18 protein-coding genes are annotated in these 18,650 nt (G+C 63.7%); 17 read left to right on the plus strand and 1 reads right to left on the minus strand.

All coding sequences use genetic code 11. The features are described from left to right. The first annotated feature begins 3 nt into the window (after positions 1 to 3). From lysA to J2S96_RS18135, 9 genes are all read left to right on the plus strand, one after another. On the plus strand, positions 4 to 1,479 hold the full coding sequence (lysA, locus tag J2S96_RS18095; protein WP_306866576.1) for a diaminopimelate decarboxylase: 1,476 nt from the start codon (positions 4 to 6) through the stop codon (positions 1,477 to 1,479). Continuing rightward, the gene (locus J2S96_RS18100; protein WP_306866577.1) at positions 1,472 to 2,788 is read left to right on the plus strand and encodes a homoserine dehydrogenase; all 1,317 of its coding nucleotides are present in this window, start codon (positions 1,472 to 1,474) and stop codon (positions 2,786 to 2,788) included. Before lysA ends, J2S96_RS18100 begins: the two co-directional genes overlap by 8 nt. Beyond that, a complete protein-coding gene (thrC, locus tag J2S96_RS18105) occupies positions 2,789 to 3,898 on the plus strand; it encodes a threonine synthase (protein ID WP_306866579.1) in 1,110 nt (369 codons plus the stop codon). After that, entirely contained in the window at positions 3,898 to 4,872 is a 975-nt protein-coding gene (gene thrB / locus J2S96_RS18110) for a homoserine kinase (protein WP_306866582.1), read from the plus strand. The genes thrC and thrB overlap by 1 nt, the downstream gene beginning before the upstream one ends. 301 nt (positions 4,873 to 5,173) lie before the next feature. Next, positions 5,174 to 7,258 (plus strand): transcription termination factor Rho, encoded by a 2,085-nt coding sequence (gene rho / locus J2S96_RS18115; RefSeq protein WP_306866585.1) that lies wholly within the window; start codon positions 5,174 to 5,176, stop codon positions 7,256 to 7,258. A gap of 255 nt (positions 7,259 to 7,513) precedes the next feature. Beyond that, positions 7,514 to 8,587, plus strand: coding sequence for a peptide chain release factor 1 (gene prfA, locus J2S96_RS18120; RefSeq protein ID WP_306866588.1), 1,074 nt, complete (start codon positions 7,514 to 7,516; stop codon positions 8,585 to 8,587). An 18-nt stretch (positions 8,588 to 8,605) separates the two neighbouring features. After that, positions 8,606 to 9,478: a peptide chain release factor N(5)-glutamine methyltransferase gene (prmC, locus tag J2S96_RS18125; protein WP_306866592.1), complete on the plus strand. Its 873-nt coding sequence runs from the start codon at positions 8,606 to 8,608 to the stop codon at positions 9,476 to 9,478. Between the two features lie 12 nt (positions 9,479 to 9,490). Further along, the gene (locus tag J2S96_RS18130) at positions 9,491 to 10,294 is read left to right on the plus strand and encodes an L-threonylcarbamoyladenylate synthase (RefSeq protein WP_306866595.1); all 804 of its coding nucleotides are present in this window, start codon (positions 9,491 to 9,493) and stop codon (positions 10,292 to 10,294) included. Continuing rightward, positions 10,291 to 11,112: a WecB/TagA/CpsF family glycosyltransferase gene (locus J2S96_RS18135; RefSeq protein WP_306866598.1), complete on the plus strand. Its 822-nt coding sequence runs from the start codon at positions 10,291 to 10,293 to the stop codon at positions 11,110 to 11,112. The genes J2S96_RS18130 and J2S96_RS18135 overlap by 4 nt, the downstream gene beginning before the upstream one ends. Here J2S96_RS18135 and J2S96_RS18140 read toward each other — a convergent pair. Next, positions 11,109 to 12,005, minus strand: a complete 897-nt coding sequence (locus tag J2S96_RS18140) for a glycosyltransferase (RefSeq protein ID WP_306866601.1) — start codon at positions 12,003 to 12,005, stop codon at positions 11,109 to 11,111. The genes J2S96_RS18135 and J2S96_RS18140 overlap by 4 nt on opposite strands. A gap of 213 nt (positions 12,006 to 12,218) precedes the next feature. Here J2S96_RS18140 and J2S96_RS18145 point away from each other — a divergent pair, with 213 nt between their 5' ends. The 8 genes from J2S96_RS18145 (at position 12,219) to atpA (ending at position 18,613) form a co-directional block, all read left to right on the plus strand. Next, positions 12,219 to 13,328: an MraY family glycosyltransferase gene (locus tag J2S96_RS18145; RefSeq protein WP_306866604.1), complete on the plus strand. Its 1,110-nt coding sequence runs from the start codon at positions 12,219 to 12,221 to the stop codon at positions 13,326 to 13,328. A gap of 127 nt (positions 13,329 to 13,455) precedes the next feature. Next, positions 13,456 to 13,944 carry a hypothetical protein gene (locus J2S96_RS18150; RefSeq protein ID WP_306866607.1) on the plus strand — a complete coding sequence of 163 codons (489 nt, stop codon included), beginning with the start codon at positions 13,456 to 13,458 and terminating at the stop codon, positions 13,942 to 13,944. After that, positions 13,931 to 14,269, plus strand: a complete 339-nt coding sequence (locus tag J2S96_RS18155) for an AtpZ/AtpI family protein (protein ID WP_306866610.1) — start codon at positions 13,931 to 13,933, stop codon at positions 14,267 to 14,269. The genes J2S96_RS18150 and J2S96_RS18155 overlap by 14 nt, the downstream gene beginning before the upstream one ends. Before the next feature lie 81 nt (positions 14,270 to 14,350). Further along, on the plus strand, positions 14,351 to 15,151 hold the full coding sequence (gene atpB, locus J2S96_RS18160; RefSeq protein ID WP_306866613.1) for a F0F1 ATP synthase subunit A: 801 nt from the start codon (positions 14,351 to 14,353) through the stop codon (positions 15,149 to 15,151). A gap of 81 nt (positions 15,152 to 15,232) precedes the next feature. Further along, complete coding sequence (gene atpE, locus J2S96_RS18165; protein WP_028264751.1) at positions 15,233 to 15,451, plus strand: ATP synthase F0 subunit C; 219 nt, start codon at positions 15,233 to 15,235, stop codon at positions 15,449 to 15,451. A 54-nt stretch (positions 15,452 to 15,505) separates the two neighbouring features. Further along, positions 15,506 to 16,066, plus strand: coding sequence for a F0F1 ATP synthase subunit B (locus J2S96_RS18170; RefSeq protein ID WP_306866617.1), 561 nt, complete (start codon positions 15,506 to 15,508; stop codon positions 16,064 to 16,066). Then, positions 16,066 to 16,893 carry a F0F1 ATP synthase subunit delta gene (locus J2S96_RS18175; protein ID WP_306866620.1) on the plus strand — a complete coding sequence of 276 codons (828 nt, stop codon included), beginning with the start codon at positions 16,066 to 16,068 and terminating at the stop codon, positions 16,891 to 16,893. The genes J2S96_RS18170 and J2S96_RS18175 overlap by 1 nt, the downstream gene beginning before the upstream one ends. A gap of 82 nt (positions 16,894 to 16,975) precedes the next feature. Beyond that, positions 16,976 to 18,613, plus strand: coding sequence for a F0F1 ATP synthase subunit alpha (gene atpA, locus J2S96_RS18180; RefSeq protein WP_306866723.1), 1,638 nt, complete (start codon positions 16,976 to 16,978; stop codon positions 18,611 to 18,613). Positions 18,614 to 18,650 lie beyond the last annotated feature (37 nt).

The raw sequence follows: 18,650 nt of genomic DNA on the forward strand, positions 1-18,650 counted from the left end.
GGCATGGAAACCACCAACAACAGTGCAGCCTCACCCCTTGCTCCCGAATGGCTCGCCGTGCCGGCGGACCTGAACGCGCTTCACGCGCCGATGTGGGCCGAAGGTGTCCAGAGGAACGACGCCGGTGAACTTGCCATCGACGGCGTTCCGGTCAGTGAACTCAAGGCCCGGTTCGGCACGCCGTTGTTCGTCATGAGCGAAGACGACTTCCGTGCCCGCGCACGCTCCTTCAAGGACGCCTTCGACGCAGCCTTCGAGGACATTTGCGGGGGAGTGGACGTCTACTACGCCGGTAAGTCCTTCTTGTGCACCGCCGTGGCCAGCTGGGTTGCCGAGGAAGGCCTGCGCCTGGACACCTGCTCAGGCGGCGAACTCGGCGTCGCTGCCCGTGCCGGCATCGACGGCGCGAACTTGGGGCTGCACGGAAACAACAAGTCCGACGCCGAGATCAACCGGGCACTGGACATGAAGCTCGGACGCATCGTGGTGGACAGCCTCGACGAGCTTGAGCGTGTTGCGAAGATAGCCTCCGGTCGCGGCGAGACGGCAAAGGTGATGCTGCGGCTGACTCCGGGCGTCCACGCCCACACGCACGAATTCATCGCCACGGCCCACGAGGATCAGAAGTTCGGTCTCTCCATGGCCGAGGATTCCACGGAGTCAGCCGGCCTCTCGGCTGCCGAAGAAGCCGTCGCTGCGGCCACCTCCTACTCGAATGTGGAACTTCTGGGCCTGCATTGCCACATTGGTTCGCAGATCTTCGAGCCCGACGGCTTCGCCCTGGCAGCCGAAAAGCTGTTGGGATTCCTCGCCGCGATGCAGTCGAAGTACTCCATCGTGCTGCCGGAACTGGACCTGGGCGGTGGCTACGGGATTGCCTACACGCCAGTGGACACCCCCCGCCCGCCAGCCGAAATCGCGCAGGCGATGGCCGCCGTCGTACGCTCCAAATGCGCCGAGCTGGGCATCACCGCGCCGCGAATTTCGATTGAACCGGGCCGCGCAATTGTCGGCACCAGCACCTTCACGTTGTACGAGGTCGGGACGCTGAAAACCGTTCGCGTGGACGCGCCCGCCGACGCCGCCGCCAAGCAAAACGTTACGTTCCCGCGTCGCTATGTGTCGGTGGACGGCGGCATGAGCGACAACGCCCGTCCGGTGCTGTACGACGCGGATTATTCGGCCATTCTCGCCTCGCGTGCCTCCGACGCTGCTCCGCAGCTGTCCCGAGTGGTGGGCAAACATTGCGAGAGCGGCGACATAGTTGTTAGAGATGTATATCTGCCCGAAGACGTGGCAGCCGGTGATCTGCTCGCTGTACCGGGAACCGGCGCTTACTGCTGGGCCCTTTCAAGCAACTACAACTATCTGGCCAGGCCTGGCGTTGTCGCAGTGCGTAACGGATCCGCCCGGCTGATCGTCCGCGGGGAAACCGAAGAAGATCTCTTGAACCGCGACATGGGAGTGGCGAATGTCTGAAGTGCGAACCCTGAAGGTGGCCCTGCTGGGCTGTGGCAACGTGGGAGCCCAGGTAGCGCGGATTCTCCTTGACGACGCCGACGCCCTTGCGGCCCGCACCGGTGCTCACCTGCAGTTATCCGGCATCGCCGTACGGAACCTCGATTCAGAGCGCGACGTCGAACTGCCGCGCGAACTGTTCACCACCGACGCCGATACCCTGGCCAAGGACGCAGATCTGGTGATCGAGCTCATGGGTGGCATCGAGCCGGCCCGTTCGCTCATCCTGACGGCCATGCAGAACGGCGCTTGTGTCGTGACCGGCAACAAGGCACTCCTGGCACAGGACGGCCCCACCCTCTACGAAGAGGCCGACAAGGCGGGTGTCCAGCTCTCCTACGAGGCCGCAGTCGCAGGAGCCATTCCGATCCTCCGTCCCATCCGCGACAGTCTTTCCGGCGACCGCATCACCCGGGTCCTGGGCATCGTCAACGGCACCACCAACTTCATCCTCGACCAGATGGACAGCACGGGCGCGCAGTTCGCCGACGCGCTGGCCGAGGCGCAACGGCTCGGATACGCCGAAGCCGATCCGACCGCCGACGTCGAAGGCCATGACGCCGCCGCGAAGGCCGCCATCCTCGCGTCGTTGTCCTTCCACACGCGCTTTGCCCTCGAAGATGTCTACTGCGAAGGCATCACGAAGGTCAGCGCCGCGGACATTGCCGCCGCGAAGGAAGCCGGCTTTGTCATCAAGCTGCTCGCCATCGCCGAGAAGATCACCAACGCAAACGGCGAGGGCGGAATTTCCGTCCGCGTCCACCCGACCCTCCTGCCCCGCGAACACCCGCTTGCAGCCGTCCGCGGTGCGTTCAACGCCGTCTTCATCGAAGCCGAGAACGCCGGCGAGTTGATGTTCTACGGCCAGGGCGCCGGCGGAACCCCGACGGCGTCAGCCGTCCTGGGCGACCTCGTCTCGGCGGCCCGCAGGGTGGTGCTTGGCGGTCCCGGTCGAACCGAAACCACCACCGGGTTCGTGCCGGCGCTGCCAATCGACGCCTCCACCACGAGTTACTACATCGGGCTCGACGTCGCCGACCAGGCCGGCGTGCTGGCCCGGATCACCCACATCTTCGCGGAGCACGGCGTATCGATTGAAATCATGCGCCAGACGATCCACCGCGACGCCCCCTCGAAGGTTGAGTCGGCCGAGCTGAAGATTGTCACCCACCGCGCATCCGAAGCCGCACTCGCGGCAACCGTCGAGGCCGTCAAGGGCCTGGACGTCATCAATTCTGTGACATCCGTCCTGCGGGTAGAAGGGGTCTAAGTGGCTCACCAATGGCGCGGAGTCATCCGCGAATACGCTGATCGTTTGCCTGTAACGGAAGCCACGAAGGTCATTACCCTCGGGGAGGGCGGAACCCCGCTCGTCCACGCGCAGAAGCTCTCCGAACTCACCGGATCCACGGTGTACCTGAAGGTGGAGGGGATGAACCCCACCGGGTCCTTCAAGGACCGCGGCATGACGATGGCCATGACGGCCGCTGTCGAAGCAGGCGCCAAGGCCGTTGTCTGCGCCTCCACGGGCAATACCTCTGCCTCCGCCGCTGCCTACGCCACGGCCGCAGGGCTGAAGTGCGCGGTGCTGGTCCCCGAAGGCAAGATCTCCATGGGCAAGCTCAGCCAGGCGATCGCGCACGGCGCCACGCTCCTGCAGGTTGACGGCAACTTCGACAACTGCCTGGACATCGCCCGCAAGCTCGGTGAGTCCTACCCGGTGTTCCTCGTGAACTCCGTCAACCCGGCACGTATCCAGGGCCAGAAGACCGGGGCCTTCGAAATCGTGGACGCCCTCGGAGACGCTCCGGACATCCACGTCCTGCCGGTGGGCAACGCGGGCAACATCAGCGCGTACTGGAAGGGCTACAAGGAGTATTCCGCGCCTTTCGAGTCCGCGACTGCCGGCACCCTTCCCGCAGTCTCCACCAAGACTCCGGCGATGTGGGGATTCCAGGCAGCAGGCGCGGCACCGTTCGTGGCAGGCCATCCCATCACCGAACCGGATACGATCGCCACGGCCATCCGCATCGGTAACCCGGCGTCCTGGGAAACGGCTATCGCCGCACGTGATGAATCCGGCGGCTTCATCGACGCCGTGACTGACGAGGAAATCCTCGATGCCCACCGCTGGCTCTCCGCCAAGGAAGGCGTCTTCGTGGAACCCGGTTCCGCGGCAGGCGTTGCCGGCCTCATCAAGAAGCACGGCGCAGGCGAGGTCCCCGCCGGAAAGACGATCGTCATCACCGTCACCGGACACGGACTCAAAGACCCGCAGTGGGCCCTCCGTACCGAAGACGGAAGCGAGGTCCAGCCGGTCAAGGTACCGAACGACGTCGTGACCGTGGCATCCGAACTGGGACTGGAAGAAAACCAATAGTGGAAACCACCCAGCCCACCGCGACCGGTCTCAAGCTTGTCGCGGCAGGCCAGCAGGTGACCGTCAGGGTCCCGGGTACCAGCGCGAACCTGGGTCCCGGCTATGACAGCCTCGGCCTGGCATTGTCGATCTACGACACCCTGACCGTCGAAACGCTCCCCACCGGAGAGCTCGAATTCGAGCTCTCCGGCGAGGGGGCCGACACCCTTCCCCGCGATGCCAGCCATCTCGTCGTCCGTGCCCTCAACTCGGCCATGGAGCGCCTTGGGTTCCGGCACGGCGGCCTCAAGATCACCGCGGACAACGTCAACCCGCACGGCCGCGGACTTGGCTCCTCGGCCTCGGCAGTTGTTGCGGCAGTTACCGCCGCTAACGCCTTGGTGCCCGAATCCGCACAGCGCGACCGTGAGTGGATCCTGCAACTCACGAGCGAGATTGAAGGCCACCCGGACAACGTCGCACCCGCGATTTTCGGCGGACTGGCGTTGTCATGGCAGGACAGCGAGCAGTACAGCAGCACCCGCGCTGAGGTGGTTCCGTCCGTGATTCCGATCGTCGCAGTGCCTGACTACGAGCTATCCACCGAAACCGCCCGCGGGTTGTTGCCCGCTTCCATCGGGCACCACGCGGCAGCCATGAACTCAGGACGCGCGGCGCTCCTGGTCCACGCCTTGACGGCCGAACCCCGTTTCCTGCTTCCCGGAACCGAGGACTACCTGCACCAGAGCTACCGCGCAGAGGCAATGCGGCCAAGCGCGGCGCTGATCAAGGCATTGCGGTCCTCGGGCCATGCAGCTGTCGTCTCCGGAGCGGGGCCAACGGTTCTGGCGTTGGCCAACGGCGTTGAAGAAGCCGGGGCGGTTGTCGAATTAATCGACTCGTTCACCGCGGACAACACTCCGGACGTGGCTTGGCGCGTGATGACACTGGCAGTGGACCTCGAAGGTGCTAGAGTGGAGTTGCACCGGCGGTAGTACCGCGGGCAGTTCCCTGACATTGGATCCCGGCTCAAAGCCGTTCCCGTCTCATACTGTGTCGAAGTCTGCCGGTGTCGTCTCCTTATCGGCCTGTCGCAGGTGCCACAGAACCTTTTCTGTTACCCGAACGGTCAGCCCGCGCCCCGCCTGCCGGAGCATCGAAGACGTCTTAGTATCCGGGCCTGCTGAAACTTAACCGGCAAGACCGAAATCCCGGCTGCAGATCTGAACTGCAGTCCAGAACAAATCATCGCGTCCAGCTCTAGGTCTGGACGCCGTCGAGGGGGAAGGATCCTTCGTGACAGAAACCACTGAGCTGGCTCCAGCTGTGGACACAACATCTTCTGCAGCTGAATCAACGGCCGCAACCGCTAAGAGCAGCGGCCTCGCAGGCCTCAAGCTCGCGCAGCTCCAGGCTCTCGCCAGTCAGCTGGGCATTTCGGGTGGATCCCGGATGCGCAAGGGGGACTTGGTCTCGGCGATCTCGGCCCACCGTGCCGGTGCAACCACGAGCAAGGCTCCTTCCGCGGCCAAGGCCGCAGCAGCGAAGGCCGCGCCGGCATCCCCGGAAGCTGAGACCGCTGCCGCGCCTGCCGCAGTATCCGCCGAAGCTGCCGCACAGGAGGGCACCCGGGCACGCCGTGGCCGCAGCCGTCGCGCGAGCAGCGACGGCGTTGTCGCCGCGCCTGCCGGCACGGAAACCGCGGAGGCTCCTGCAGCCGCCGTCGAGGCTCCGGCCGCGCCCGGCGCCGAAGCAAGCGAGGCCGCTGGAGAACGCCGCCAGCCGCGCACGCGGAACCGTCGTCGTGGCGAGGCCGCCGTTGCTCCCGTGGAGACCGGTGAAGGCAGCGAAACCCGTCCGGCCGAGCAGCCCCAGGGTGAGCAGCCCCAGGGTGAACAGCGTCAGCCCGAGCAGCGTCAGGCACAGCCGCGCCAGGGTGAGCAGGCCTCGGCGGAAGCCGGCGAAGCGGGCCAGCGCGAACGCCGCGACAACACCCGTCCGCGTCGCGAAGACACTAACGACGGCGACGACACCGGCAACCGCCGCAATCGTCGCAACCGCCGTGACCGCAACGATCGTCAGGGCTCGCAGGACAGCCGCGATAACCGTGACAACCGCGATGGAAACAGCCGCAGCGAGCGCTTCCGCGACCGCAACGAGCGCCGCCGTGGCCGCGGCCAGGGCCCCGACGTCGACGAGGTCGAGGTCACCGAGGACGACGTCCTGCTGCCGGTCGCCGGCATCCTGGACGTACTGGAGAACTACGCGTTCATCCGCACCTCGGGCTACCTGCCCGGCGCCAACGACGTGTACGTGTCCCTTGCCCAGGTCAAGAAATACAACCTGCGCAAGGGCGACGCCGTCGTCGGTGCAATCCGCGCCCCGCGCGACGGCGAGGACCGCGGCCAGCAGAACGCCCGCCAGAAGTTCAACGCGCTCGTCCGCGTGACGTCGGTCAACGGCAAGACGCCCGAAGAGCTCAAGGACCGCGTCGAATTCGCCAAGCTCGTCCCGCTGTACCCGTCCGAGCGCCTGCGCCTCGAAACGGACCCCAAGAAGATCGGCCCGCGCGTCATCGACCTCGTGGCCCCGATCGGCAAGGGCCAGCGCGGCCTGATCGTCTCCCCGCCCAAGGCCGGCAAGACGCTCATCCTGCAGTCCATCGCCAACGCGATCACCACCAACAACCCTGAGGTCCACCTCATGATGGTGCTGGTTGACGAACGTCCTGAAGAAGTCACGGACATGCAGCGCACCGTCAAGGGCGAGGTTATTGCGTCCACCTTCGACCGTCCCGCCGATGACCACACCACGGTTGCCGAGCTTTCCATCGAGCGCGCCAAGCGCCTCGTGGAGATGGGCATGGATGTGGTGGTCCTCCTGGACTCCATGACCCGCCTTGGCCGCGCCTACAACCTGGCAGCACCGGCCTCCGGCCGCATCTTGTCCGGTGGTGTCGACTCGGCTGCGCTCTACCCGCCGAAGCGCTTCTTCGGTGCCGCGCGCAACATCGAAAACGGTGGCTCGCTCACCATCCTGGCGACCGCCCTTGTGGAGACCGGTTCCAAGATGGACGAGGTCATCTTCGAAGAGTTCAAGGGCACGGGCAACATGGAGCTCCGCCTGTCCCGCCAACTGGCGGACAAGCGGATCTTCCCGGCCGTGGATGTCAACGCTTCGGGTACCCGTCGCGAAGAGAACCTGCTTTCGGCCGAAGAAGTCAAGATCATGTGGAAGCTGCGCCGCGTCCTGTCCGGACTCGAGACGCAGCAGAGCCTTGAACTACTGACCAACAAGATCCGGGAGACCGGGAGCAACGTCGAGTTCCTCATGCAGGTACAGAAGACGACTCTTGGAGCTAAGTCGGATAACGACAAGTAGCTACGTTAGGGGCGGGTGTGCGGTGAGTTGTGTGCGGCTGGGAGGCCGCGCGGAATTCCCGCCCCCGCCCCTTCGCGTGGCGGCTCGGTCCTTGCGGACCCGAGCCGCCACGCTCCGGCAGGCCCGATGCCACTCCCGGGGCGGGAATTCCGCGCGGCGCGGTCGGGCACCTAACGCTCGGCCCACCATCGGTCCGGCAGATGGTCGAATTCGTAGGCGCAACTAGACTTGGCTACAAGTCGAAAGAGGTTTGAAATGTTTGAGTCCGTACAGGGATTGCTTGATGAACATGCTGCTATCCAGGCGCAGTTGAGTGATCCCGCCGTTTATGCCGACCAGCCATTGGCCCGCAAACTGGGCCGGCGCTCTGCCCAGTTGCAGGGCATCGTAGAGGCATATAACCGTTGGCGCGGGCTCATGGACGATCTTGAAGCGGCAAAGGAAATGGCTGCCGAGGATCCTGATTTCGCCGCCGAAGTCGAGGACATCGAGGAGCAGATCCCTGCAGCGCAGGAGAAGCTCCGCCGCTTGCTGATTCCGCGCGATCCCGACGACGCCCGCAACGTCATTCTTGAGGTCAAGGGCGGCGAAGGCGGCGACGAAGCTGCGCTCTTCGCCGGGGACCTGCTGCGCATGTACATGCGTTATGCGGAGTCGCGCGGCTGGAAGACCGAGCTCATTTCGGCCACCGAATCGGATCTGGGCGGCTACAAGGACGTCCAGATGGCCGTCAAGGGCAACTCGAACGATCCCGCAGAAGGCGTATATGCCCGCCTGAAGTTCGAAGGCGGCGTGCACCGTGTCCAGCGTGTTCCCGTCACAGAGTCGCAGGGCCGCATCCACACGTCCGCGGCCGGTGTGCTCGTGCTCCCCGAAGTCGATGAGCCCGAAGAGCTCGAAATCAACCAGAACGATCTCAAGATCGACGTCTATCGGTCCTCGGGTCCCGGCGGCCAGTCCGTCAACACCACCGACTCGGCGGTCCGCATCACCCACCTTCCCACCGGGATCGTGGTGGCCATGCAGAACGAAAAGTCCCAGCTCCAGAACCGTGAAGCCGGCATGCGCGTCCTCCGTGCCCGTATCCTGGCCCACCAGCAGGAGCAGATCGACGCCGAGAACTCGGCCCAGCGCAAGTCGCAGATCCGCACCATGGACCGTTCGGAGCGCATCCGCACGTACAACTTCCCGGAGAACCGGATTGCCGATCACCGCACCGGCTACAAGGCCTATAACCTCGACGCCGTCATGAACGGTGACCTGGAACCGGTCATCCAATCGGCCATCGAAATGGATGAACAGTCCCGCCTGGATGCCCTGGGCGAGTAACGGCCTGCAAGGATCTTCATGACGCTCTTTCCGGGCCAAAGCCTTGCGGACGCCGTCCGCGAGGCAACAGCAATCCTGTCCGACGCCGGGGTCCCCACTCCGCGCGTGGACGCGGAACTCCTCGCGGAACATCTGCTGGGTGTCGGGCTTGGGCGGCTGCGCGCCATGCTGCTTGGCGATTCCGCGGCACCGGAAGGCTACGCGGACTTGGTGGCCGAGCGCGCACAGCGCGTTCCGCTACAGCACATCACCGGCGTCGCGCACTTCCGATACCTCACGCTTGCCGTAGGCCCGGGCGTGTTCATTCCGCGGCCGGAAACGGAATCCGTGGTCCAACTGGTCATCGACCACCTGCAAGGACTCGAGCACCCCAAAGTGGTCGATCTTGGCACAGGCTCCGGCGCCATCGCAGCTTCGATCGCCCAGGAAGTACCCGGAGCCGAGGTCCACGCCGTCGAATTCAGCGCGTTCGCCCATGCCTGGGCCGCCAAGAACCTGAAGCCGCTCGGCGTGAAGCTCGTGCACGGCGACCTCCGCAATGCCTTGCCCGAACACGATGGAACTTTCGACGTCGTCGTTTCCAACCCGCCGTATATCCCGGCTGAGGCAATCCCGAACGAACCTGAAGTGGCACTGCACGATCCGCCCGAGGCCTTGTACGGCGGGGGAGCGGACGGAATGGAGCTTCCGACGGCGGCTGCCGCCTCTGCGGCGCGGCTTCTCAAGAGCGGCGGCTTCTTCGTGATGGAGCATGCGGAAGTGCAGGCAACATGGATTTGCGAACATCTCAAAGCCTCCGGCTGCTGGACGCAGGTCACCACCCACCTCGACCTCAACGGCAAGGAACGTGCCACCAGTGCGGTGTTGGCATTACCTGCCTCCGGAAAATGAAAGAATAGCGCTGTGACCACAAGCTACAACTGCACGTCAGAGGAACAACGCGCCGTAGGCCTGGAGCATGCGCAGCGCGCCATCAGCGAGAAAAAGTGTGTCGTCATGCCGACGGACACCGTCTACGGCATTGCCGCCGACGCGTTCTCACCGCAGGCCGTGACCATGTTGCTTGTCTCCAAGGGTCGTGGCCGCCATATGCCGCCTCCGGTGCTGATTCCGCGGCGCAATGCGCTGGACGGGCTGGCAACCGATGTATCGGAAGAAGCGCGCAAACTGGCACAAGCCTTTTGGCCCGGCGGACTCACGCTGATCTTCCACGCCCAGCCGTCGTTGGATTGGGACCTGGGGGAGACCCGCGGAACCGTGGCCTTGCGGATGCCCGACGATGAAATTGCGCTTGAACTGCTCAACCGCACCGGACCGCTGGCAGTGTCCTCGGCTAACCGCACCGGTCAGCCGGCCGCACAGACCGCTGCCGAGGCAAGGACCCAGCTTGCCGAATCGGTAGAGGTGTACCTCGAGGGTGGCTTCAGGCCGGTCGAGGGAACCGAGTCCCTGCCGTCCACAATTGTCGACGCCACCACGCTGCCATTGCGCGTAGTGCGCGATGGTGCCATTTCCGTGGAACGCCTCCGCGAAGTTGTCCCCGGAGTGCTTGCCCTGGGAGAAACCGCGCCCGAGCCGGCGGAGACTGGGCTGCCAGAGACTGTTCCGGCAGAGACCGGGCTGGCAGAGACAGAGCCAGCGCAGACTGAACCTGTAGCGGAGGACCAGGCCGCGAGTGCCGTCCACACGGAGACCAAGGCCGAATGAGCCTGGTCCGGGATCGTGTCCCCCTTCTGGACGTAGACGTCACCGCACTGTGCACCGGCGATCTTATCGAGGCCATCAGCGGGTACGTTTCGGACGGCACCACCAGGGTTGTCCTCGGACACAATCTCCACAGCGTCACTCTGTTCCATTCGAGCCCGGCTTTCCGCAGCCTCTACGAACGCAGCGATGTGGTGCTCATGGATGGCGCGCCTGTAGCCATGCTCTGGGGACTTGGACGGCGCGGTGCTCCACGGCGCGACGCCGCGGGGTTGATGCAATACCGCCTGGGATCCACTGACTGGGTGCCGGCACTTGGCGGCGTCGACGGACTACGCCGGATCGCCGTCGTAGGTGCCGGTCCCGAAGCCAACAGCAAGACGGTGGAGCGGCTCCGCCGGATCGTTCCGGGCGCCGAGGTCGCCGGACGGCCCGGTGAGAACTGGGACGATGCCAGCGAAGAGGCCGCCGTCGCCTGGTTGGTGGATTTCCGCCCTCAGCTTGTGCTACTTGGCCTCGGAATGCCGCTGCAGGAATCGGTCCTGCAGCGCCGACTGGACGAGCTCCCGCCCGCCGTCTACTGTACGGTCGGCGGCGCTATCGAGCAGTTGGCGGGCCTCCAGAAGCTCGCTCCACGCTGGCTGGGCCGCCTCGGACTGGAATGGGCCTGGCGGCTCGTCCTGCATCCGGGCCGCGTCGCTTACAGGGTCTTTTGCGAGCCCTGGGTGCTCCTCGGCCTGCTGGTACGCCGCCGGCTCACGGGCAGGAACAGCAAGGGCAGGAACAGCGCGCTGAAGCGACGTGCACGGCAGGGCCGTTAGAACTTCTGGTCCTCCAGCGGGCCGAAGCCCTTGTCCCGCAAGCCGGCGGAAAATGCCCGGAACCATTCAGCGAGCCCGCGGAAGTCACCGCGGGGGAGGAAATAGCCCAAGTAGCCTCCGACGTCGGCCACCATCGACTTGCCGCGGCGGTAGCGGCGGATCAAATAGCCCCGGTTGCGGTAGTAGAAGTAGCGCTTGAACGCTGACTCCGGAACGATCACGTGCCAGCGGGCGCCGAAGACGTGCTTTGTTTCGGAAAACGCATGCGGGTGGGTGATCCACGCCGTCGCGACAGTGCCGAAGCGTATTCCCGCTTTCCTCAGGCGGATCATGAAGTCCACCTCGTCGCCCCGGATGAACAGCCGGATATCCGGCACCCCCACTTTGAAGAAAACGCTGGAACGGATGAGCGCCCCGTTGAAGAAGTGTCCGACGTCGGGCAGGAACCCCGCCTTCTCCACCTCGGCGCGGTCGTGGGTCACCTTGCCGTCAATCCGGAAGAAGAACGAGAGCTTGTCCGGGTGGTCGGGTGCAACGACGAGCGGAACGACGGCGTCCAGGCCGCGGGCCTCCGCTTCGCGAACCAGGGTTTCGAGGCACGCGGGATCGCCGGGTTCGGCATCATCGTCCATGATCCAGACCCATTCGGCGCCGCTGGCCACGGCCTTGAGGATCGCAAGGGCGAAGCCGCCTGCGCCGCCCAGGTTCGCCTCCGAGCGGACGTAGTCCACCTTTGGATGGCTTGACGCAAGCTCCCGCGAAGGGGTGGTTCCGCTGTCCACGAGGCAAATGGTGTCCACGGGCATGGACTGCTTGTTGATAGCGTCGAGCAGGACTGCAAGCTCTCCGGGGCGGTCAAAGGTCACGGCCGCAACGGCAACGGAGACAGTCATGTAGGGTTCCTTCCGGGCGGTCGCGGGGAGAGTCCTCCCGGCTCGCCCTAGGGGCGCGTGAAACGGAGCAAAGCCGCCGTAGCCGCTAGTATCTTGACAGAGTCCAACTGTAGTACAGCAATATTCGGCGGTGCGCAGAGGTGTTGCAGGTGTTGTGCCGGCAGCTAATCGCCACGGACAGAATCCACCACCACCGCCAACAGGAGCCGCCAAGTGATCATGTATTCGCTCATGATGCTCACGGCTGCCGTCGTGTCGTATCTCGCTACGTGGGTAGCCCGCCAGATGGGTAACAAACTCCGGCTTTTCGCCCCCATCCGCAGCCGGGACATGCATTCGGTCCCCATTTCCAGGCTAGGTGGCCTGGGACTCTTCGCGGGTTTTGCCGTGGCCCTCGTGGTTGCCAGCAATTCGTTTTTCGTGAAGGACATATTCCACGGAAACGGTGCGCCCTGGGGAATCCTGGCAGGGGCCCTGGTGATCGTCGTGGTTGGTGTTGCAGACGACGTCATGGACATCCGCTGGTGGGTCAAGCTGATCGGCCAATGCACGGCTGCCACGATCGTTGCGACCTGGGGTGTGCAGATGTCCGTGGTTCCTTTTGTTCCGGAACCCATACGGATCGAGGGGGAACCGTTACGGATCCTCCTGACTGCCCTCGCGATCGTGACCACCATGAACGCGGTCAATTTCATCGACGGGCTGGACGGCCTCGCTGCGGGCGTTGCAGCCATCGGCGGAGTTGCGTTCTTCCTGACGGCGTACTGGGTCCACCGCAATGCAACCCTCACGGACCGCTCGGACCTGGCAGCACTGCTCATGGCCATCATTGTGGGTTGTTGCATCGGATTCCTGCCGCACAACTGGTTCCCCGCCAAAATCTTCATGGGCGACTCCGGGGCCATGCTGCTGGGGCTTGTGATGGCCTCCGCCGGTGTGGTGTCCACGGGCCAGATCAGTTCCGGACTTTACGATCGCGCCAATGGTATTCCGACCATCGTCCCCATCCTGCTGCCATTCGCGATTTTGTCGCTGCCGTTGCTGGACCTGGGGCTGGCTGTCCTGCGACGAACGGCACGAGGGCAATCGCCCTGGTCGGCGGACCGCGGACACTTGCACCACAAGCTCATTGAGCTCGGCCACACCCACCGCACAGCGGTCCTCATGATGTACGTGTGGACCTGCATTCTGGCGTTTGGAGGCCTGGCTTTTGCCATTTTCCCTTGGCAGATGGTCCTCACCGTGGACATCGCGGCCGCGCTCATTATGGCCGCAGTGACAGCCTGGCCGTACTTTGCCCGAAAAGGTCGCGCCGCGCAGTAGACGGCGTGTGACTAAGGCGTTAACATCACAGTTCTATCTCATGTAGAATTCTAGGGCGGACAGTCACTCGCCCGCGCACCCACCCTTTTGAGACTTCGGCATTTTTGCCACGACGATTGGCATCCCCATGACCTCCAACGCCGGCGGACATCAGTCCGACTCGAGCGGCGTTGCTGCCTCCCGCTCGATTTCTTCGCTGTGGCTGCGGCTTCTTTTCCTCAGCTCGACGACGGCGGTTGCGGCTCTCGCGGCAACCTCGGCGGTAGCGGCGGTCATGAACGGTGGCGTGGGCGTGCTTTCCGCGGCCCTCGGAGGGGCGATTGTCATGGCATTTTTTGCCATCAGCCTCCTGATCGGCCATTTTGTCGGCCGGAACAATCCCTCCGGCGCGGTTGGTCTCTTCGTGGCCAGCTACTTTGTCAAGGTGGTCGGCTTTGCGGTGGTGCTGTTCGTCCTGGGAGCACCCGCCTGGCTGCACGGCCGCTGGTTCGTGATCGGCGCCGTCGTCACGGTTGTCTCGTGGCAAGCCGCCGAAATCTACGGCTTCAGCAAGGCCCGGCTCCAGATCTACAACGACCCCGCAGCAGGCAAAGGGGGCGACGATGTTCACTCCTAGGAACAAGCGACTCCCGGCCACGCCCCATGCCGCAAAATCCGCTAATTCCGCTGATCAAGCGAACGATGGAAGCGACGGCGGATACAACGCCGGCATTGCCGTCTTCAGCTATATCGTTGGCGGAATCATAGTCTGGAGTTTGATAGGCTGGGGTTTGGATAATCTGTGGGGGACTCGCTGGATTGTGCTCCTTGGCGCTCTGCTTGGAGCCACGGGAGGGTTCTATCTTTCCCATATGCACGGCCTCACAAGTCATCGCTCGTCTTCCGGCGGAAGCAAAGCAGACAGTGGTCCGTCCCAGGACGGGGACAGTAATGCCAAATAATTTCACACGGGAAATGGCTGCAAGAAACGCGGCCGGATCCTCAACAACGCCCAATGATGGACACTGCAGAGAGGAAACGCGTTGATCGCGCTTGCGCTCCCGGCCCAGGATTCAGGGACCTTCACTCCTCCCGGAATCGACCAAATGCACCTGCCGGCTATCCTGCCCTGGGGTGCGAGCGATGGCTTCTCCAAGCAGATGCTGCTGGTGATCCTGTCGGTCGTTATTATCGCCAGCTTCTTCGTCGCTGCCGCCCGCAAGCAGCAGCTGGTTCCCGGCAAGCTGCAGTTCGCAGGCGAGATGGCCTACGGCTTCGTCCGCAACAGCATCGCCAAGGACATTATCGGCGGCCGCGACTTCATGAAGTTCGTGCCGCTCCTGTTCTCCCTGTTCTTCTTCATCCTGGTGAACAACATCTACGGCGCCATTCCCGTGATCCAGCTTCCGAGCTTCTCCCACGTCGGCGGAGCCTATGTGCTGGCCGCAGTCGTGTACATCACCTGGATCGGCATCGGCATCAAGAAGAACGGCCTGAAGTACTTCAAGCTGGCCACCGTTCCGTCCGGAGTGCCTTGGTACATCCTGCCGATCGTCGTGCCGATCGAAATCATCTCCAACTTCATGGTCCGTCCGGTCACCCACAGCCTCCGTCTCTTCGCCACCATGATGGCAGGGCACCTGATTGTGATGATCGCCGGTTCCGGCATTGAGTTCCTCGTCATGCAGGAAAACGTCCTTCTCAAGGGCGCGTCAGTGCTGGTACTCGTTGGCGCCGTCGCCATGTACATGCTCGAAGCGCTGATCATGGTGCTGCAGGCGTACGTCTTCACCCTGCTTACTGCGATCTACATCGAAGGCGCGCTCCACGCCGACAGCCACTAGGCACAACCCTCAATCTTCCCCCTCGGGGGTTGAAGCAAACCAAACAACCTGCCGCGACTGCGGCATCTTGAAAGGAAAACAATGAACGGCGACATCAACGGCTCCCTTAACCTCATTGGCTACGGTCTCTCCGCAATCGGCGGTGGTATCGGTGTGGGTCTCGTCTTTGCTGCTTACATCAATGGTGTTGCACGTCAGCCGGAAGCCCAGCGCGTGCTCCAGCCGATCGCGTTCCTTGGTCTGGCTCTGACCGAAGCCCTCGCCATCCTCGGCCTGGTCTTCGCTTTCGTTCTCAAGTAAACCGCTAAGAACCAAGCGAACATTCAGAACCGAGTAGATAAGGACGGGTGAAACATGAATCAGCAGATCATCTCAGCCGCCGCTCAAGGCGCCGCAGAGTCGGCTAATCCGCTCCTTCCCAATCCTTGGGAAATGGGCGTCGTCCTCGCTGGCTTCGCGGTCCTCTTTTACATCGTGGTCAAGTTCGTTGTCCCGATGTTCGAGAAGACTTTCGCCGAGCGCGCAGAGGCGATTGAGGGTGGCATTGCCAAGGCTGAAAAGGCCCAGGCTGAAGCTTCTGCGGCTCTCGAAGAGTACAAGCAGCAGCTCCACGATGCCCGCGCCGAAGCCAACCGCATCCGCGAAGAAGCTCGAGCCGAAGGTGCCCAGATCCTCGCGGAGCTGAAGGCCAAGGCGGCAGTCGAGTCGGCACGCATCACCGAGCAGGCGCACGCCCAGATCGAATCGGAACGCCAGGCAGCTGTTGTCGCCCTGCGTTCCGAGGTGGGCACTCTGGCCACGACTCTGGCAGAGCGCATCGTTGGCGAATCGCTCAGCGATGACGAGCGTGCCGCCCGCGTAGTGGACCGCTTCCTCGCAGATCTGGAGACCCAGAGCGCAGGTGCAGCTAAATAATGGCAGGTGTATCGAGCGAATCGCTGACCAAAGCGCTGGAGCAGTTGGAAGCCAGGCTTCCGAACGCCTCGCTGCAGTTGGCTAGGGACCTCTTCGGAATCCTGGGAACGGTGGACAGCTCGGCTGGCTTGCGCCGCGCCCTGACTGACCCCTCCCGCAGCGGAGAAGAAAAGTCGGCGCTGGTCAAGCAGCTGGTTGGCGGGAAAGTCTCCGCTGATGCTGCGGAAATCGCGAGTGGATTGGCCGCCTCACGCTGGGCATCCGCACGTGATATCGGCGATGCACTCGAGACTCTTGCCGCCACGGTGGTTATTGCCGTGGCTGAAAACAAGTCGGCCGTTTCTGCCTCCGGAATCACGGGGCTGGAAGAGCTGGAAAACGATCTGTTTGCTTTCAATCAGGCCGTCGCTTCCAGCCACGAGGTACAACGTGCCCTGGGAGAGCCGCAGGCAAGTGCTGCGGCGAAGATCAGCCTGGCTGAGAAGCTCGTTCCTGGCGCAAGCGAGGAAGCCAAGCTTCTCATAGCACAGGCCGTGTCGCAGCCGCGCGGCGTCAAGCCGAGCAAGCTCATCGAGAACTTCGCCAAGCTTGCAGCCAAGCGCCAGCAGCGCTGGATCGCAACTGTCCGCGTTACCCGTCCGCTGACGGATGCGCAGGCCAGCCGCCTGCAGGCCGGACTTGATGCCCTCTATGGCCGCGAACTGAAGGTCAACGCCAGCGTTGATCCGACGTTGATCGGTGGAATCCGGGTCCAGGTAGGGGACGAAGTGCTTGATGCATCTGTCGTCGCCCGCCTGTCCGAGCTCCGCCGTCAACTCGCAGGCTAGCCAGACAAGCACAACTTAACTGATACAAAAACCGGTCATCGTGAGCAACGATGATCACGAAACAGGAGAGCAGGGACTGCAGATGGCCGAATTGACCATCAACGCCGACGACGTCCGTAATGCGTTGAACGAGTTCGCGGCGTCCTACGAACCCGGAAACGCAGAGCGCGTAGAGGTCGGCCGCGTGACCGCCGCAAGTGACGGCATCGCCCGTGTTGAGGGCCTTCCCTCGGTCATGGCGAACGAGCTGCTTCGCTTTGAAGACGGCACCCTGGGCTTGGCCCAGAACCTCGACGTCCGCGAGATCGGCGTCATCATCCTCGGTGACTTCGGGGGTATCGAAGAAGGCCAGGAAGTTCACCGCACCGGTGAGATCCTGTCCGTCCCGGTGGGCGACGCGTTCCTGGGCCGCGTGGTTGACCCGCTGGGCCAGCCGATCGATGACCTCGGCGAGATCAAGGCTGAGACCACCCGTGCACTGGAACTCCAGGCTCCGGGCGTGACCGAGCGTAAGTCTGTCCACGAGCCCATGCAGACCGGTCTCAAGGCGATCGACGCCATGATTCCGATCGGCCGTGGCCAGCGCCAGCTGATCATCGGTGACCGGCAGACGGGCAAGACCGCCATCGCCGTGGACACCATCATCAACCAGAAGGCCAACTGGGCTTCGGGCGATGTCAACAAGCAGGTTCGCTGTGTCTACGTCGGCGTCGGCCAGAAGGCTTCCACCATTGCCGCCGTCCGCCAGACCCTGGAAGACCACGGCGCGCTGGAATACACCACCATCGTGGCTTCCCCGGCATCCGACCCGGCCGGCTTCAAGTACCTGGCTCCGTACGCAGGCTCGGCCATCGGCCAGCACTGGATGTACGGCGGCAAGCACGTACTGGTGATCTTCGATGACCTGTCGAAGCAGGCCGAAGCCTACCGCGCAGTCTCCCTGCTGCTCCGCCGTCCGCCGGGGCGCGAAGCATACCCGGGTGACGTCTTCTACTTGCACTCCCGCCTCCTGGAGCGTTGTGCCAAGCTCTCCGACGAGCTGGGCGCAGGCTCGATGACCGGTCTCCCGATCGTCGAAACCAAGGCGAACGACGTCTCGGCCTACATTCCGACCAACGTCATCTCCATCACCGATGGCCAGATCTTCCTGCAGTCGGACCTCTTCAACGCCAACCAGCGCCCTGCTGTTGACGTTGGTGTGTCCGTGTCCCGCGTGGGTGGTGCAGCACAGGTCAAGTCCATGAAGAAGGTCTCCGGTACCTTGAAGCTGGACCTGGCTCAGTACCGCGACATGCAGGCGTTCGCGATGTTCGCGTCCGACCTCGACGCGGCTTCGCGCCAGCAGCTGACCCGTGGTGCCCGCTTGATGGAACTGCTCAAGCAGGGCCAGTACGCGCCGTTCCCGGTCGAGGACCAGGTTGTATCCATCTGGGCCGGTACCAAGGGCTACTTGGACGATGTCCCGGTTGAGGATGTCAGCCGTTTCGAGTCCGAGTTCCTCGAGCACCTCAAGCACAAGTCCTCCATCCTGACCACGCTGGCGCAGACCAACGTCCTGGACGACGACACCGCAGAAGCGTTGAAGTCATCGATCATCGACTTCAAGAAGGGCTTCTTCGGAGAAGGCGACAACCGCTTGGTTGGTGCCGGACACGAAGAGCACGAAGCGATCTCCGGCGGCGAAGTCGACCAGGAAAAGATCGTCAAGCAGAAGCGCTAGAGCATTGGTCCCCGGGCCTGCGGTATCCGCAGGCCCG

This window comes from Arthrobacter bambusae, from assembly GCF_030812595.1.
GTDB lineage: Bacteria > Actinomycetota > Actinomycetes > Actinomycetales > Micrococcaceae > Arthrobacter > Arthrobacter bambusae_B.

Bases quoted from the DNA above. Each gene is read 5' to 3' on its own strand.
- J2S96_RS18135 (WP_306866598.1), top strand. From the start codon at position 10,291: ATGAGCCTGGTCCGGGATCGTGTCCCCCTTCTGGACGTAGACGTCACC.
- prmC (WP_306866592.1), top strand. From the start codon at position 8,606: ATGACGCTCTTTCCGGGCCAAAGCCTTGCGGACGCCGTCCGCGAGGCA.
- lysA (WP_306866576.1), top strand. From the start codon at position 4: ATGGAAACCACCAACAACAGTGCAGCCTCACCCCTTGCTCCCGAATGG.
- atpA (WP_306866723.1), top strand. From the start codon at position 16,976: ATGGCCGAATTGACCATCAACGCCGACGACGTCCGTAATGCGTTGAAC.
- J2S96_RS18140 (WP_306866601.1), bottom strand. From the start codon at position 12,005: ATGACTGTCTCCGTTGCCGTTGCGGCCGTGACCTTTGACCGCCCCGGA.
- J2S96_RS18100 (WP_306866577.1), top strand. From the start codon at position 1,472: ATGTCTGAAGTGCGAACCCTGAAGGTGGCCCTGCTGGGCTGTGGCAAC.
- J2S96_RS18155 (WP_306866610.1), top strand. From the start codon at position 13,931: ATGTTCACTCCTAGGAACAAGCGACTCCCGGCCACGCCCCATGCCGCA.
- J2S96_RS18170 (WP_306866617.1), top strand. From the start codon at position 15,506: ATGAATCAGCAGATCATCTCAGCCGCCGCTCAAGGCGCCGCAGAGTCG.
- J2S96_RS18150 (WP_306866607.1), top strand. From the start codon at position 13,456: ATGACCTCCAACGCCGGCGGACATCAGTCCGACTCGAGCGGCGTTGCT.
- J2S96_RS18175 (WP_306866620.1), top strand. From the start codon at position 16,066: ATGGCAGGTGTATCGAGCGAATCGCTGACCAAAGCGCTGGAGCAGTTG.
- atpE (WP_028264751.1), top strand. From the start codon at position 15,233: ATGAACGGCGACATCAACGGCTCCCTTAACCTCATTGGCTACGGTCTC.
- prfA (WP_306866588.1), top strand. From the start codon at position 7,514: ATGTTTGAGTCCGTACAGGGATTGCTTGATGAACATGCTGCTATCCAG.